Source organism: Ectopseudomonas toyotomiensis (genome assembly GCF_017167985.1).
GTDB lineage: Bacteria > Pseudomonadota > Gammaproteobacteria > Pseudomonadales > Pseudomonadaceae > Aquipseudomonas > Aquipseudomonas toyotomiensis.
This window is the reverse complement of sequence record NZ_CP070505.1, coordinates 1,195,877-1,209,966: the sequence shown is the minus strand read 5'-3', so window position 1 is coordinate 1,209,966 and position 14,090 is coordinate 1,195,877. Positions and strand designations below refer to the sequence as shown.

Here is a 14,090-nt window from a genome sequence, read left to right as displayed (position 1 = left end):
CGAAGCCACCCAAATCTGTAGGAGCGGCTTCAGCCGCGAAAATCTTGGAAGCCTCGGAGGCCTGCTGAGATTGCTGAAGGCCTGCGATCAGTTCCCCTCTCCCGCTTGCGGGATAGGGGCTAGGGGAGAGGGCGCTTTGGGCTTTTGCTGGGGTATTGCACTCCGACACCGCAAATTCGTTGTCCGTGATTACGGTTGATTCGCTTCGCTCACCCTCCGGGCCAGCCGGCGGCTGTTACTACGCTTCGCTTCGTATCGCCCTTACGGCGAGCCCCTTTTGGCAACCGCCGGATGGCCGGCCCCGCCCAAAGGAACCAAAAGGTCTGTCCCCAGTCTGGCTCACTCACCGGCATGCGTGAGTGAGCCGTGGCGCGTTCAGGCCAGCACCGTGCGTTGTCGGCCCTCCACCCGGCGTTTCAACGCCGCACCTTCGACGATCTCCAGTCCGCCGCCCTGGGCGCGGGCGGAGCGGCCCCAGTCTTCCAGCAGTTCCATGCAGGCATGGTCGATATAGCTGACCCGCGCCAGGCTCAGGTGCAGGCGTGTGCCCGGTTCGACGCTGGCCAGCAGCTTGGCCAGTTGTGGCACACGGAGGAAGGTGGCGGCGCCGCTCATACGCAGTTCGGCGCTGTTCGGGCTGGTGGGCACCAGTTTCACGCGCAGGCGCGAGGCGCTCCACACCAGTTTTAGCAGCGTTAGGGCGAAGCCCACCAGCACGCCGGTCAGCAGGTCGGTGACGACGATGCACAGCGCCGTGGCGGCGTAAATGAACACCGGGATGCGCCCGTACTGGCCGAGGTTGCGCATGGCCTTGGGGTCGACCAGTTTGCAGCCGGTATACACCAACACCGCGCCGAGGCTGGCCACCGGGATGCTCTGCAGTACGACGGGCAGCAGAGTGACCAGGGCCAATAGCCAGGCGCCGTGGAGGATGGTCGAGGCGCGGCCGCGTGCGCCGGCCTGGACGTTGGCCGAGCTACGCACGATCACGCCGGTCATCGGCAGGGCGCCGACCGCACCACAGAGGATGTTGCCGATGCCCTGGGCGGACAGTTCGCGGTTGAAGCGGGCACGCGGGCCGTCGTGCATGCGGTCGACGGCGGCGGCAGACAACAGCGTCTCGGCGCTAGCGATAAAGGCCAGCGCCAGTGCCGCAATCAGCAGTTGCGGATCGGCCAGGCTGGCCAGGTCCTGCGGGGTAATCCAGTCAATGGCATCGCCGAGGTTGGCCGGCAGTTCGACGCGTTTGACCGGCAGTGTCAGCCACAGGCTGGCCAGAGTGGCGAGCGTCACGCCGACCAGCGCGCCGGGCAGAAAGCGCAGTGGCGCTGGGCGAAAACGCTCCCACAGCCAGATGCTGACGATGGTGCCGAGGCCCACTGCACCGGCGATCATGGCGTTGCTGCCGAGCAGGCTCAGCGCATCACGCACGGCGCCGGGGAAGGCCAGCAGGTTGTCCAGGCCGGAGGCCTGGGGTGCCGCGTCGATCATCACATGCACCTGCGACAACACGATGAGGATGCCGATGCCGGCGAGCATGCCGTAGACCACCGCCGGTGCGGTGACGCGAAACCAGCCGCCCAGGCGCAAGGTGCCGGCGACCAGCTGGATCAGTCCGGCCAGCAGCAATACTGGGCCTAGTGCAGCCATCCCGTGAGTCCGCACCAGTTCGAACACCAGCACGGCGAGGCCGGCAGCCGGGCCGCTCACCTGCAGCGGCGCGCCAGCGATGAAACCGACCACCAGACCGCCGATAATGCCGGTGATCAGACCCTTGGCCGGTGGCATGCCGGAGGCGATGGCGATGCCCATGCACAAGGGCAGGGCGACGAGAAAGACCACGACGGACGCCAGTGCGTCCCGTGGCAATGTGCGAAACAGGTTCATGGGGATCTCCTGGCCCGACTTGCGGGCAAAAGCAGCCCGTGCCCGCCTTCATTTGTGGAGGCAGGCTCGGGGAAATGGGTGGCTCAGGCGCTGGCGTAGCGCGGTTGCGGGGTGGCGCAGGGCTGCTCGTCACCGTCGAGCGCAAGGAAGTTGCCCGAGGCGGCGTCGTAGGCGCGGATGCCACCACTGTCGATGTCGTAGACCCAGCCATGGATCTGCAGCTGACCACTGGCCAGACGTGCGGCGACGGAAGGGTGAGTGCGCAGGTGGTCGAGCTGCGCCACCACGTTTTCTTCGGTCAGCACTCCGAGGGTTTCATGGGCGCTGCCGCACTTGCAGTTGTCCGCCACCACGCTGCGCGCCACCTCGGCATGGCGTAGCCAGGTGCGCACGGTGGGCATGCCGTCGAGGCTGGCCGGGTTGAGCACGGCCTTCATCGCACCGCAGTCGGAATGGCCGCAGACGATGATGTGCTGTACGCCGAGCGCCAGTACGGCGTACTCGATGGCGGTGGATACGCCGCCGTTCATCTGTCCGTAGGGCGGTACCACGTTACCCACGTTGCGGGTGACGAACAGGGTGCCGGGGTCGCTCTGGGTGATCAGCTCCGGCACGATGCGCGAGTCGGCGCAGGTGATGAACATTGCGCTGGGCGACTGCGCCGAGGCCAGACGCTTGAACAGCGCCTGCTGCTGCGGGTAGACCTCCTGGCGGAAACGCCGAAAGCCCTGCAGCAGTTGTTGCAGGGCTGCCTGGGCGTTGTCCTTGGCGATGGGGCGCAGGGTGTTGCCGGTTCGGGAAGCGGTTGAGTTCATCGTTGCATCTCCTGTGATTTTCATCGGTGACGTTCTCGACTGCTGGCCAAACGCCTGTGACCGATCGGTCACTTTCGGGGCAACGATAAAGATTCTTACTTAATCAAAACTGAACGAGAGGCTCTAAAACGCCACTATGCGGGTATTTTCAGGGATGCGGCCTGTGGGGCCAGAGGCATGAGCGAGTGCTGGGAGTACCGAGGAGCAGAATGGGAGGTCGAGCTGCGCGGTTATGAGCGCCAAGAGGCAGCGCCTGGCGGGCCACCTGCTGATGCAGGTCAGCCCGCTTGGCGAGGTGTGACCGTGGGTGTGACTTAGTGCTCGCCCTTCATCGCGCCACTGAGGCTGAACATCAGCACCAGCAAATTGGCATCGGGTTTGGCGGCGGGCTGCACTTGCTTGCGCAAAGGCGCGGTGGGGCAGGGCTCTGCGGCGGTGCAGGCGTGCGCTTCCAGCACACGTGGGCCGGGCTCCTGCCAGGCTGCGGCGGCGATTGCCGTTACGCTGAGGGCGAGGCCCAAGAACAAACCTCGTGCTATTTCTAATTTCATTTTGCTAACCCCTTGAAAGCGCTGCCAAACGCTGTTCGCTAAACCTAGATCACCCATTGCCTTGTTGTCGTCTTATGCGACGAACGGTCTTAGCGCGTAGCTGGCACCAGCCGGGGCTGTGGTGGGACACGGGCCTTGTCGGTTGGTTCAACAATGCTGCGGGTAACGTATCGACGTAACCTTAGGTGCCCGTTAAGGCCCCCTGTAACAGCCGGCCCTGGCAGTTGCAGTTGCCTGCAGCTCTGCTTGCTACCCAGCGCAAAGGTGCAAGGTAGAGCCACTTCCTGGTGGGGGTGATGCGGATGGAACGAGGTGTTGCGGGAAAAACACTGCCGACCTTGGGCCGGCAGTCGTTTGTTCAGGCAATAGCCGTGCCGAAGCCTTTGGCACCATCGGCGAAGATCTGGCGATAGCCCTGCAGCAGTTGCTGCCAGTCGGCGTCGGACCAGGGGCTGTGGCGTCGTAGTTGAGGCAGGTCGTGCTGAGCAGCCTGAACGCGTGTCAGGCGACGACGGCTTTTCTCCAGATCCAGCAGGGCAACCTGCGGCGTTTCGCCGGCAACGTTAACGAAGACATGTTTGGCATACAGGCAACCGTGCTGCCAGCGCCCCAGGTGCATGCGCGCCAGAGTAGCGCCAACAAGTTGCAGCAGCTCGGTGTGTACGGCTTCGCCACAGGCTTCGCGGCCGCCTTTGGCGTACCAGCTTTCGATGTCCATGAAGCCTTCGAGCTCGGCGGTCACCAGCAGGCCCCGCCAGCCCTGTTGTGGGTCGCGTTCAACGCCGCAGTAGATCAGCTTGGGAACGGGCACGCCGAGTGCGTCCAGGGCCAGCAATGCACTGCGTTCGCGCAGTACGGTCGGGCGTCCCTGTGGGTGCAGCAGGCTGCGGTAGAGATGGCCGATCTGTTTCTTGGCGTAGAGCACACCGGTTTCATCCAGCAGGCGTTGCACGCCACTTTCGCCGCCGCGACGAGCGTTGGGCTCTTCGACCCAATCACCTTGCTGTTGCCACCAGTATTGGAATACCTGCTGAGGAATCTCGCTCGTACTGCAAGGGGCCATATTTTTGTTCTTCTATTGGAGGTTTACGCAGTACTCGTCTCATGAACGGGGACTGCATCGTTCAGGGTTGTAACAAAACATAAGCAAACAACGTTCCCGAGTCCACAGGAAATGTCATCGGATTTTTCGGCCTGTAGCGCTCTTCGTCGGGCATAAAAAAATTCCGGGAGAAATTCTTAACGTCGTGTAGCGACGGCCCGCAGGGTGGCCGCCATGGATGGCAGGCCATAAAAAACCCCGCGACGGGCGCGGGGTTCTTGGTACTGCTAAGGAACCGGGTGGCTTACATCATGCCGCCCATGCCACCCATACCGCCCATGCCACCCATATCAGGCATGGCCGGAGCCTTGTCATCAGCCGCTTCGGCAACCATGGCCTCGGTGGTGATCATCAGGCCACCGATGGAAGCAGCAGCTTGCAGAGCCGAACGGGTGACTTTGGCCGGGTCGAGAATACCCATCTCGATCATGTCGCCGTAGGTATCGGTAGCGGCGTTGAAGCCGTAGTTGCCCGAACCCTGCTTGACTTTGTCGACCACTACGCTCGGCTCGCCGCCAGCGTTGGCAACGATCTGGCGCAGCGGTGCTTCAACAGCACGACGCAGCAGAGCGATACCGACGTTCTGGTCTTCGTTGTCGCCTTTCAGGCCTTCGATAGCCTGCAGAGCACGAACCAGGGCCACGCCGCCGCCAGGCACCACGCCTTCTTCAACAGCGGCGCGAGTAGCGTGCAGGGCGTCTTCGACGCGGGCTTTTTTCTCTTTCATCTCGACTTCGGTGGCAGCGCCAACCTTGATCACGGCAACACCGCCAGCCAGCTTGGCCAGACGCTCTTGCAGCTTCTCTTTGTCGTAGTCGGAAGAGGTTTCTTCGACCTGCTTGCGGATCTGCGCAACGCGGGCTTCGATGTCGACCTGAGCACCAGCACCGTCGATGATGGTGGTGTTGTCCTTGTTCAGTACAACACGCTTGGCGTTACCCAGGTGCTCCAGAGTGGTGCTTTCCAGGGACAGGCCAACTTCTTCGGAGATCACGGTGCCGCCGGTCAGGATGGCGATATCCTGCAGCATGGCTTTGCGGCGGTCGCCGAAGCCCGGAGCCTTGACCGCAGCGACTTTGACGATACCGCGCATGTTGTTGACGACCAGAGTGGCCAGGGCTTCGCCTTCCACGTCTTCGGCAACGATCAGCAGCGGACGGCCAGCTTTGGCAACGGCTTCCAGAACCGGCAGCAGTTCGCGGATGTTGCTGATCTTCTTGTCGACCAGCAGCAGCAGCGGGCTTTCCAGCTCGGCAACCATGGTGTCCGGCTTGTTGATGAAGTAGGGGGACAGGTAGCCACGGTCGAACTGCATGCCTTCAACGACGGACAGTTCGTTTTCCAGGCCCGAGCCTTCTTCAACGGTGATGACGCCTTCTTTGCCGACCTTGTCCATGGCTTCGGCGATGATGTCACCGATGGAGCTGTCGGAGTTGGCGGAGATGGTGCCGACCTGGGCGATGGCCTTGGAGTCGGCGCACGGCTTGGCCAGGTCTTTCAACTGAGCAACGATGGCCGTGGTGGCTTTGTCGATGCCGCGCTTCAGATCCATCGGGTTCATGCCGGCAGCGACGGACTTCAGACCTTCGTTGACGATGGCTTGAGCCAGAACGGTAGCGGTGGTGGTGCCGTCACCGGCAGCGTCGTTGGCCTTGGACGCAACGTCCTTGACCAGTTGGGCGCCCATGTTTTCGAAGGCGTCTTTCAGTTCGATTTCCTTGGCAACCGAAACACCGTCTTTGGTGATGGTCGGAGCGCCGAAGGATTTGGCCAGAACCACGTTACGACCTTTCGGGCCGAGGGTGGCTTTGACGGCGTCGGCCAGTACGTTGACGCCTACGAGCATTTTCTTGCGGGCGGAATCGCCAAACTTGACTTCTTTAGCAGCCATGTTGATCAGTCCTCAAATTCTTGAAGGTTAAACGGAGATTCGTGGGAATCAGGCTTCGACGACAGCGAGGATTTCGTTCTCGCCCATTACCAGCAGGTCTTCGCCGTCGACTTTGACGGTGTTGCTGCCGGAGTACGGGCCGAATACCACCTTGTCACCGACCTTGACGGCCAGCGGACGGACTTCGCCGTTATCCAGAACCTTACCGGTACCGACGGCAACGACTTCACCTTGGTTCGGCTTCTCGGCGGCCGAACCCGGCAGCACGATGCCGCCTGCGGTTTTGGTCTCTTCTTCGCTGCGACGGATCACGACGCGGTCATGCAGAGGACGAAGCTTCATTGTCGATCTCTCCTAACAATTGAATGGCCAACTTGCCGACTCTTGATTGGTCGGCGGGTTTGTAAAATCCGGCGAGGCCGGGCGCGGCACGCTGGGCGCACCGCGAAAGTCGGACTGCCTCAGAGGGCAGGCACCTTGCGGTGACTGCTACATGTGGGCGGGCAAGGGCATTTCAAGGGGCGGGGGTAAAAATTTTTGCGCTGCAGAGGGGGATATCGCAGGGCGGTTCGATGCCAGCGTTGCTCTTGAGTAGAAGCCGGCTTACCAGCGATCAGCCTCTGCGGTGATCGCCGGCAAGCTGGCGCCCGTAGCCGCTGAGCATGCTCAGTCGCGACGCTCGTACTCGCCTTCGAGAACGTTTGGACGGGTCTGTCCGGAGCGGGCCGCCTGGTCGTCGAAGAAAGCACGCTGACGCAGGGCCTGTTCCTCGGCGCGGCGGCGGATCTTGCCCACCAGCAGGCGCCGGGTGAAGGGAATCAGGCAGAGCACGCCGAAGATGTCGCTGATGAAACCCGGCAGCAGCAGCAGGCCACCGCCGACGGCGATCAGCAGGCCTTCGAGCATTTCCTGCTCGGGCAGCTCACCACGCGAGAGCTTTTCGCGGGCACGCCAGGCGGTGGCGACACCTGCGACGCGCAGCAGCACGCTGCCGAGGATAGCGGTGCCGATCACCAGCATGAGCGTGGGCAGCACGCCTATGGCGCTGCCGACCTTGATCAGCAGGGCCAGCTCGATGATGGGAAAGAGCAGAAAGAGGAACAGAAACGCGCGCATGAGTCGAAGTGTCCTTGGCGGAAGACGGGCTTCCCGTAGAAGTTAAATATGGCGTTTCGCGCTTAATTCAAGCTGAAGGCGCGCCATTGGTCGGCCAGCTCTCGGCTCTGGCCAGTTGCACCAGCGCCTGGCGCACGGCGCCGGGATTGCCGCAGGGTGCGGGAAAGGGCAGCCAGTACAGGCTCTGGCCGATGCGCAGATGAAAGCCTTCACTGTCGACACCGGCCATCTGCGCGGGTTCGTGTTGCGGTAGGCCGGCCAGTTCGACGTAATGCGCGATGGCGCTGGCGTGGTCGTCGTTCATGTGCTCGACCATGCTCGCTTCGCTGCCGTCCGTCGCGAAGGGATTGGCCAGGGCCACCTGTTCGAGCCAGTGAATGGCACCGAAGCCACCGATGAAGCGCCAGCGCACTGGCTCCAGCCGCCAGAAATCGAAATCATGCGCCCGATGGTAGTCGCGCGACTGGGGGAAAAAGCGGTAATAACGCTGTGCGGCCGCTTCGATTTCGCTCTCGTCATGCAACTGTCGTGCTTCGGCGAGCAAAGTGAGGCGGCCGACCGCCTGCACATCCTCTGCGCCACGTTCGCCGACCAGTAGCGAGCATTTGGCGTCCTGCCCGAGATTATGGGTGTGCTGGGCGATGCGGCTGATCAGGATCAGTGGGCGGCCTTCGGCGTCCAGGCAGTAGGGCACCACCGATCCGAAAGGGAAACCCGGCATGGCCTTGGAGTGGGTGCTGAGCACGCCACGGTATTCCTTGAGCAGCAATTCTCGTGCATGCTTGCCGGCTTTCACGCTCACCTTATGACTCCTCGCAAAGAATCCGTCAGAAACGGACAGACGCCCTAGCATAGCGGTTAGCGGGCATCAGCGGGGTCGGTAAATGCTGCACCTTGAGGGGATAAAGCGATGCAACTGAAAGACAAAGTCATCATCATCACTGGCGGTTGCCAGGGACTGGGCCGCGCCATGGGTGAGTACCTGGCGGCCAAGGGCGCCAAGCTGGCGCTGGTCGATCTGAACCAGGAAAAACTCGACGAAGCCGTGGCTGCCTGCAAGGCTGCCGGTGGCGATGCTCGCGCCTATCTGTGCAACGTCGCCGATGAAGAGCAGGTGACCCATATGGTCGCCCAGGTGGCCGATGACTTCGGTGCCATCAACGGCCTGGTCAACAACGCCGGCATCCTGCGCGATGGCCTGACCATCCGTGTGAAGGATGGCGAAATGACCAAGATGAGCCTGGCGCAGTGGCAGGCGGTGATCGACGTCAACCTGACCGGCGTCTTCCTCTGCACCCGTGAAGTGGCGGCGAAGATGATCGAGCTGGGCAACCAGGGCGCCATCGTCAACATTTCCTCGATCTCCCGTGCCGGCAACATGGGCCAGGCCAACTACTCTGCAGCCAAGGCGGGCGTGGCTGCCGACACCGTGGTCTGGGCCAAGGAGCTGGCGCGCTACGGCATCCGCGTCGCGGGTGTGGCGCCGGGCTTCATCGAAACCGAGATGACCGGCAGCATGAAGCCGGAAGCCCTGGAGAAGATGACCTCCGGCATTCCGCTCAAGCGCATGGGCAAGCCGGCCGAGATCGCGCATTCGGTGGCCTACATTCTGGAAAACGACTACTACACCGGTCGCATTCTGGAGCTGGACGGCGGCCTGCGTCTGTAATCCGCCAGGCCTGAACGCAAAACGCCCCGACTGGTTCGGGGCGTTTTCGTTTCTGGCAGCTGGTGCGCACGGCGCACCCTACGGGCATGATGCGCGCGACTTTCCGTAGGGTGCGCCGTGCGCACCGCTGCTTTCAATGTGTACGAGCGACGGCGAAACGGCTCAACTCGATCAGCGCATCGCGATATTCGCCGGCCGGTAGCACTTCCAGGCAGGCAATGGCGCGTTCGGCGTAGTCGCGGGCGAGTTGTGCGGTGTAATCCAGAGCGCCAGCGGCATCCACGGCAGCGCGGATGCTTTCCAGGTCTTCGATACCGCCTTTCTGAATCGCACGGCGTACCAGAGCGGCCTGTTCCTCGGTGCCTTCACGCATGGTGTAGATCAGCGGCAGGGTCGGCTTGCCTTCGGCCAGGTCGTCACCGACGTTCTTGCCCAGCTCGGCCGCGTCGCCCTTGTAGTCGAGCAGGTCGTCGACCAGTTGGAAGGCGATACCCAGGTGGTCGCCGAAGGTGCGCAGGGCTTCGCGCTGCGCCTCGTTGGCGCCGGCCAGGGCGGCGGCACTGTGGGTCGAGGCCTCGAACAGCATCGCTGTCTTGCCACGGATGACTTCCATATAGGTCTCTTCCGTGGTGCTGGCGTCGCGTACCTTGGACAGTTGCAGCACTTCGCCTTCGGCGATCACGCGGGTGGCGTGGGAGAGAATCTTCATTACCGGCATGGAGCCGAGCTCGACCATCATTTCGAACGAGCGTGAATAAAGGAAGTCGCCCACCAGCACGCTCGGTGCGTTGCCCCACTGGGCGTTGGCGGTGCTGCGCCCGCGGCGCATGTCGGACATGTCGACCACATCGTCATGCAGCAGGGTGGCAGTGTGTAGAAACTCGATGGTGGCGGCCAGCAGGCGCAGGTCGTCGGCCTGGTAACCCAGCGAGCGACCGCTGAGCAGCACCAGAAGCGGGCGCAGGCGTTTGCCGCCAGCGGAGATGATATAGTCGCCGATCTTTTCCACCAGCGGCACGCGGGAAACCACCTGTTGGCGAATGATGCCATCGACGGCGGTGAAATCGTCCGCTACCACGCGGTAGAAAGCCTGGGGTTGCATCGGCGACTGGTGCTCCTGTGAGGTTGCGCGGCATGCTAGGTGGCAGGGTAGGGGCTGTCAAGGCAAGCACTGGCGCCCCTTGCGAAGCGTTCGGCGCTTGCGTACAATCGCGCACCCTGAACTTCCCCCTGGGCATTTCCCTGCCTTACGCAATTGCAAGGGTGTCACTTCCGGCCCCAAGCAGCCATGCCAGCCAATAACGACTTTTCTAAAGCGCTGGGTGAGCAGGATCAACGGAGATTTACCATGTACGCAGTAATTGTTACTGGTGGCAAGCAATACAAAGTCACCGAAGGCGAATTCCTCAAGATCGAGAAGCTCGAAGTCGCTACCGGCGAAGCCGTGACTTTCGATCGCGTTCTGCTGATCGGCAATGGCGACGACGTTCAGATCGGCGCTCCGGTCGTAGACGGCGCTAAAGTGGTTGCCGAAGTCGTGTCGCAAGGCCGTCACGATAAAGTGCGCATCATCAAGTTCCGCCGTCGTAAGCACCACATGAAGCGTCAGGGCCACCGTCAGTGGTTCACTGAGATCAAAATCACCGGTATCCAGGCCTGATTCGTCGGCCCCGATCCTTTATAGGAGTATTGACTCATGGCACACAAAAAAGCTGGCGGTTCTACCCGTAACGGCCGCGATTCCGAAAGTAAACGCCTTGGCGTGAAAATGTACGGTGGTCAGGTCATCAAGGCCGGTAACATCATCGTTCGTCAGCGCGGCACCGAGTTCCACCCGGGTTTCGGCGTGGGCATGGGCAAAGACCACACCCTCTTCGCTAAAATCGAAGGCGTGGTCAAGTTCGAAGTGAAGGGCGCTTTCGGCCGTCGCTACGTGAGCGTCGTTCAGGCCTAATCGCCTACGCGCTGGAAAAGCCCTGTCCGTAGGACGGGGCTTTTTTGTTTCTGTATTCTTGGGTTCTTGCCCGATCACCCGTAACGCCACGCTGTTTGCGTGGGGTGATCCGGCAAGGGCCTTTACGTTGTTCTGTTGACCCGCAGCGCTTGCGGGAGGCGTATCCATGAAATTTGTCGACGAAGTTTCGATTTTTGTAAAAGCCGGTGACGGCGGTAACGGCATGATGGCCTTCCGTCGCGAGAAGTTCATCGAGAAGGGCGGCCCCAACGGCGGCGACGGCGGCGACGGCGGCTCGGTATTCCTCGAGGCCGATGCCAACCTCAACACCCTGATCGATTACCGCTATACGCGCAAATTCAACGCGCAGAATGGCGAGAAGGGCGGTAGCACCGACTGCACCGGCGCCAAGGGCGAGGATCTGATCCTGCCGGTGCCGGTCGGCACCACGGTGATCGATGTGGCCACGCAGGAAGTGATTGGTGACCTGGTCAAGCCCGGTCAGCGCCTGATGGTCGCTCAGGGCGGCTGGCACGGCCTGGGCAACACCCGCTTCAAGTCCAGCACCAACCGTGCGCCGCGGCAGACCACGCCGGGCAAGCCGGGCGAGTCGCGCGATCTCAAGCTCGAGCTGAAAGTGCTGGCCGACGTCGGCCTGCTCGGTCTGCCCAATGCCGGCAAGAGCACCTTCATTCGCGCCGTTTCCGCCGCCAAGCCGAAAGTCGCCGATTACCCCTTCACCACCCTGGTACCGAACCTGGGCGTGGTCAGCGTCGATCGCTTCAAGAGCTTCGTCGTCGCCGACATTCCGGGGCTGATCGAAGGCGCTTCGGACGGTGCCGGTCTGGGCATTCGCTTCCTCAAGCACCTGGCGCGTACTCGCCTGCTGCTGCATCTGGTGGACATGGCGCCGCTGGACGAGAGCGATCCGGCCGAGGCTGCGCAGGTGATCATCGACGAGCTGGGGCGCTTCAGTCCGGCGTTGGCCGAGCGCGATCGCTGGCTGGTGCTGAACAAGATGGACCAGGTACCCGAGGACGAGCGCGAGGCGCGCAAGGCCGATATCGTTGCCCGTCTGAACTGGCAGGGACCGGTTTACGTGGTCTCGGCCATCAGCCGCGACGGCACCGAGCGCATCAGCCGCGACATCATGCATTACCTGGAAGTGCGTGCCGAGCGCATCGCCGAGGACCCGGTATTCGCCGAGGAACTGGCCGAGCTGGATCAGCGCATCGAAGACGAGGCGCGTGCCCGTCTGCAGGCGCTGGACGATCAGCGTGCGCTGCGTAAATCCGGTGTGCGCAGTGTCGATGATATCGACGAGGACGATGACTTCCTCGACGAAGAAGACGACGATGGCCCGGAAATCATTTACGTCCGGGATTAAGCAAATTTTCAACGCCGCTTAATTGCGGCGTTTTTGTAGGTGGGGTGGACCCCATCATTTTCTGGCTAAGGTTGGAAGATCATGCGTGACAAGGTGACCGGCGCGCGGCGCTGGGTGGTGAAGATCGGCAGCGCGCTGCTGACCGCCGACGGGCGTGGCCTGGATCGTGCGGCCATGGCGGTGTGGGTCAAGCAGATGGTCGCGCTGCGTGAGCAGGGCGTGGAACTGGTGCTGGTGTCCTCCGGCGCGGTGGCTGCCGGCATGAGCCGTCTCGGCTGGACCAGCCGACCCAGCGCGATGCACGAGCTGCAGGCCGCTGCCGCCATTGGCCAGATGGCCCTGGTGCAGGCCTGGGAGTCGAGCTTTGCCGAGCACAGCCGGCGTACCGCACAGGTGCTGCTGACGCACGACGATCTCTCCGACCGCAAGCGCTACCTCAACGCGCGCAGCACCCTGCGCACCTTGGTGAATCTCGACGTAATTCCGGTGATCAACGAGAACGACACCGTGGTCACCGATGAAATCCGCTTCGGCGACAACGACACCCTGGCCGCGCTGGTAGCCAACCTGGTGGAAGCCGATCTGCTGGTGATCCTCACCGACCGCGATGGCATGTACAACGCCGACCCGCGCCACAATCCCGATGCCGAGCTGATCTTCGAAGCCCGCGCCGATGACCCGGCACTGGATGCGGTAGCTGGTGGCGTCGGTGGTGCGCTGGGCCGTGGTGGTATGCAGACCAAGTTGCGTGCTTCGCGTCTGGCTGCGCGCTCCGGGGCGCATACGGTGATCGTTGGTGGAGCCATCGAGCAGGTGTTGGCGCGGCTCAAGTCGGGCGAGCGTTTGGGCACGCTGCTGGCCCCCGAGCGTGGCTTGCTGGCGGCGCGCAAGCAGTGGCTGGCTGGTCACCTGCAGACCCGTGGCACCCTGGTGCTGGATGCCGGTGCGGTGAAGGCGTTGAGCCAGGATCGCAAGAGCCTGCTGCCGGTCGGCGTGAAGGCTGTGCAGGGTAGCTTCCGCCGTGGCGAGATGGTGGTCTGCGTATCGCCTGACGGCCGTGAGGTCGCCCGTGGCCTGGTCAACTACAGTGCGCTGGAAGCACAGAAGATCATCGGCCAGCCGTCGGACGCCATCGAGAAGCTGCTGGGCTATGTCGATGAGCCGGAGCTGGTGCATCGCGACAATCTGATCCTCGTATGAAGGAGACGCTCATGGGGCTGTTCAAGGGCATTGCCTTGGGTGTGTTGATGCTGCCCAACCTGGCGCTGGCCGAAACCATCGGCGAGGTGTCGACGGTGTTCAAATGGGTGGGGCCGAACGACAAGATCGTCGTCGAGGCCTTCGATGACCCCAAGGTGGATGGTGTGACTTGCTACCTGTCGCGGGCCAAGACCGGCGGAGTGAAGGGTGGTCTGGGCCTGGCCGAGGATCGGGCCGAGGCCTCCATCGCCTGCCGCCAGGTCGGTCCCATTGCCTTCAAGGGCACGCTCAAGGACGGCGAGGAGGTGTTCAAGGAACGCACTTCGCTGGTGTTCAAGACCATGCAGGTGGTGCGTTTCTTCGACAGCAAGCGCAACACACTGGTGTATCTGGTCTACAGCGACCGGGTGATCGAGGGCAGCCCGCAGAATGCGGTGACGGCCATTCCGATTCTGCCTTGGGGTCAGCAGTAACCCCATAAAAAACCGCCCCGAAGGGCGGTTTTTCGTGCGTGACGA

General features: G+C 62.6%; 15 protein-coding genes. 6 read left to right on the top strand and 9 right to left on the bottom strand.

Going from position 1 to position 14,090, the window contains the following annotated elements; all coding sequences use genetic code 11:
• Window positions 1-375: 375 nt before the first annotated feature.
• From JWV26_RS05490 to JWV26_RS05455, 8 genes are all read right to left on the bottom strand, one after another.
• Entirely contained in the window at window positions 376-1,887 is a 1,512-nt protein-coding gene (locus JWV26_RS05490) for a SulP family inorganic anion transporter (RefSeq protein ID WP_206418566.1), read from the bottom strand.
• A gap of 83 nt (window positions 1,888-1,970) precedes the next feature.
• Window positions 1,971-2,702, bottom strand: a complete 732-nt coding sequence (locus JWV26_RS05485) for a carbonic anhydrase (RefSeq protein ID WP_277426010.1) — start codon at window positions 2,700-2,702, stop codon at window positions 1,971-1,973.
• 314 nt (window positions 2,703-3,016) lie between these two features.
• Window positions 3,017-3,253, bottom strand: coding sequence for a hypothetical protein (locus JWV26_RS05480; RefSeq protein WP_072424323.1), 237 nt, complete (start codon window positions 3,251-3,253; stop codon window positions 3,017-3,019).
• Between the two features lie 358 nt (window positions 3,254-3,611).
• Window positions 3,612-4,316 (bottom strand): lipopolysaccharide kinase InaA family protein, encoded by a 705-nt coding sequence (locus JWV26_RS05475; protein WP_072424322.1) that lies wholly within the window; start codon window positions 4,314-4,316, stop codon window positions 3,612-3,614.
• 283 nt (window positions 4,317-4,599) lie between these two features.
• The gene (gene groL / locus JWV26_RS05470) at window positions 4,600-6,246 is read right to left on the bottom strand and encodes a chaperonin GroEL (RefSeq protein WP_206418565.1); all 1,647 of its coding nucleotides are present in this window, start codon (window positions 6,244-6,246) and stop codon (window positions 4,600-4,602) included.
• A gap of 48 nt (window positions 6,247-6,294) precedes the next feature.
• Window positions 6,295-6,588 carry a co-chaperone GroES gene (locus JWV26_RS05465; protein ID WP_017675400.1) on the bottom strand — a complete coding sequence of 98 codons (294 nt, stop codon included), beginning with the start codon at window positions 6,586-6,588 and terminating at the stop codon, window positions 6,295-6,297.
• Window positions 6,589-6,912: 324 nt separating this feature from the next.
• Window positions 6,913-7,362: an FxsA family protein gene (locus JWV26_RS05460; protein WP_079782823.1), complete on the bottom strand. Its 450-nt coding sequence runs from the start codon at window positions 7,360-7,362 to the stop codon at window positions 6,913-6,915.
• 67 nt (window positions 7,363-7,429) lie between these two features.
• A complete protein-coding gene (locus JWV26_RS05455) occupies window positions 7,430-8,164 on the bottom strand; it encodes a HugZ family pyridoxamine 5'-phosphate oxidase (RefSeq protein ID WP_093052881.1) in 735 nt (244 codons plus the stop codon).
• 108 nt (window positions 8,165-8,272) lie between these two features.
• Between JWV26_RS05455 and JWV26_RS05450 the strand changes: the two genes are divergently transcribed.
• Window positions 8,273-9,031 (top strand): SDR family oxidoreductase, encoded by a 759-nt coding sequence (locus JWV26_RS05450; protein ID WP_072424318.1) that lies wholly within the window; start codon window positions 8,273-8,275, stop codon window positions 9,029-9,031.
• 133 nt (window positions 9,032-9,164) lie between these two features.
• Here JWV26_RS05450 and JWV26_RS05445 read toward each other — a convergent pair whose 3' ends face one another.
• On the bottom strand, window positions 9,165-10,133 hold the full coding sequence (locus JWV26_RS05445; protein ID WP_206418564.1) for a polyprenyl synthetase family protein: 969 nt from the start codon (window positions 10,131-10,133) through the stop codon (window positions 9,165-9,167).
• 246 nt (window positions 10,134-10,379) lie between these two features.
• Here JWV26_RS05445 and rplU point away from each other — a divergent pair, with 246 nt between their 5' ends.
• The 5 genes from rplU (at window position 10,380) to JWV26_RS05420 (ending at window position 14,045) form a co-directional block, all read left to right on the top strand.
• The gene (gene rplU, locus JWV26_RS05440; protein ID WP_004424548.1) at window positions 10,380-10,691 is read left to right on the top strand and encodes a 50S ribosomal protein L21; all 312 of its coding nucleotides are present in this window, start codon (window positions 10,380-10,382) and stop codon (window positions 10,689-10,691) included.
• 36 nt (window positions 10,692-10,727) lie between these two features.
• Window positions 10,728-10,985, top strand: coding sequence for a 50S ribosomal protein L27 (gene rpmA, locus JWV26_RS05435; protein WP_003240427.1), 258 nt, complete (start codon window positions 10,728-10,730; stop codon window positions 10,983-10,985).
• A gap of 166 nt (window positions 10,986-11,151) precedes the next feature.
• Window positions 11,152-12,372 (top strand): Obg family GTPase CgtA, encoded by a 1,221-nt coding sequence (cgtA, locus tag JWV26_RS05430; RefSeq protein ID WP_017675396.1) that lies wholly within the window; start codon window positions 11,152-11,154, stop codon window positions 12,370-12,372.
• 81 nt (window positions 12,373-12,453) lie between these two features.
• Complete coding sequence (gene proB, locus JWV26_RS05425; RefSeq protein WP_196459093.1) at window positions 12,454-13,572, top strand: glutamate 5-kinase; 1,119 nt, start codon at window positions 12,454-12,456, stop codon at window positions 13,570-13,572.
• Window positions 13,573-13,583: 11 nt separating this feature from the next.
• A complete protein-coding gene (locus JWV26_RS05420; RefSeq protein ID WP_206418563.1) occupies window positions 13,584-14,045 on the top strand; it encodes a CreA family protein in 462 nt (153 codons plus the stop codon).
• Window positions 14,046-14,090 lie beyond the last annotated feature (45 nt).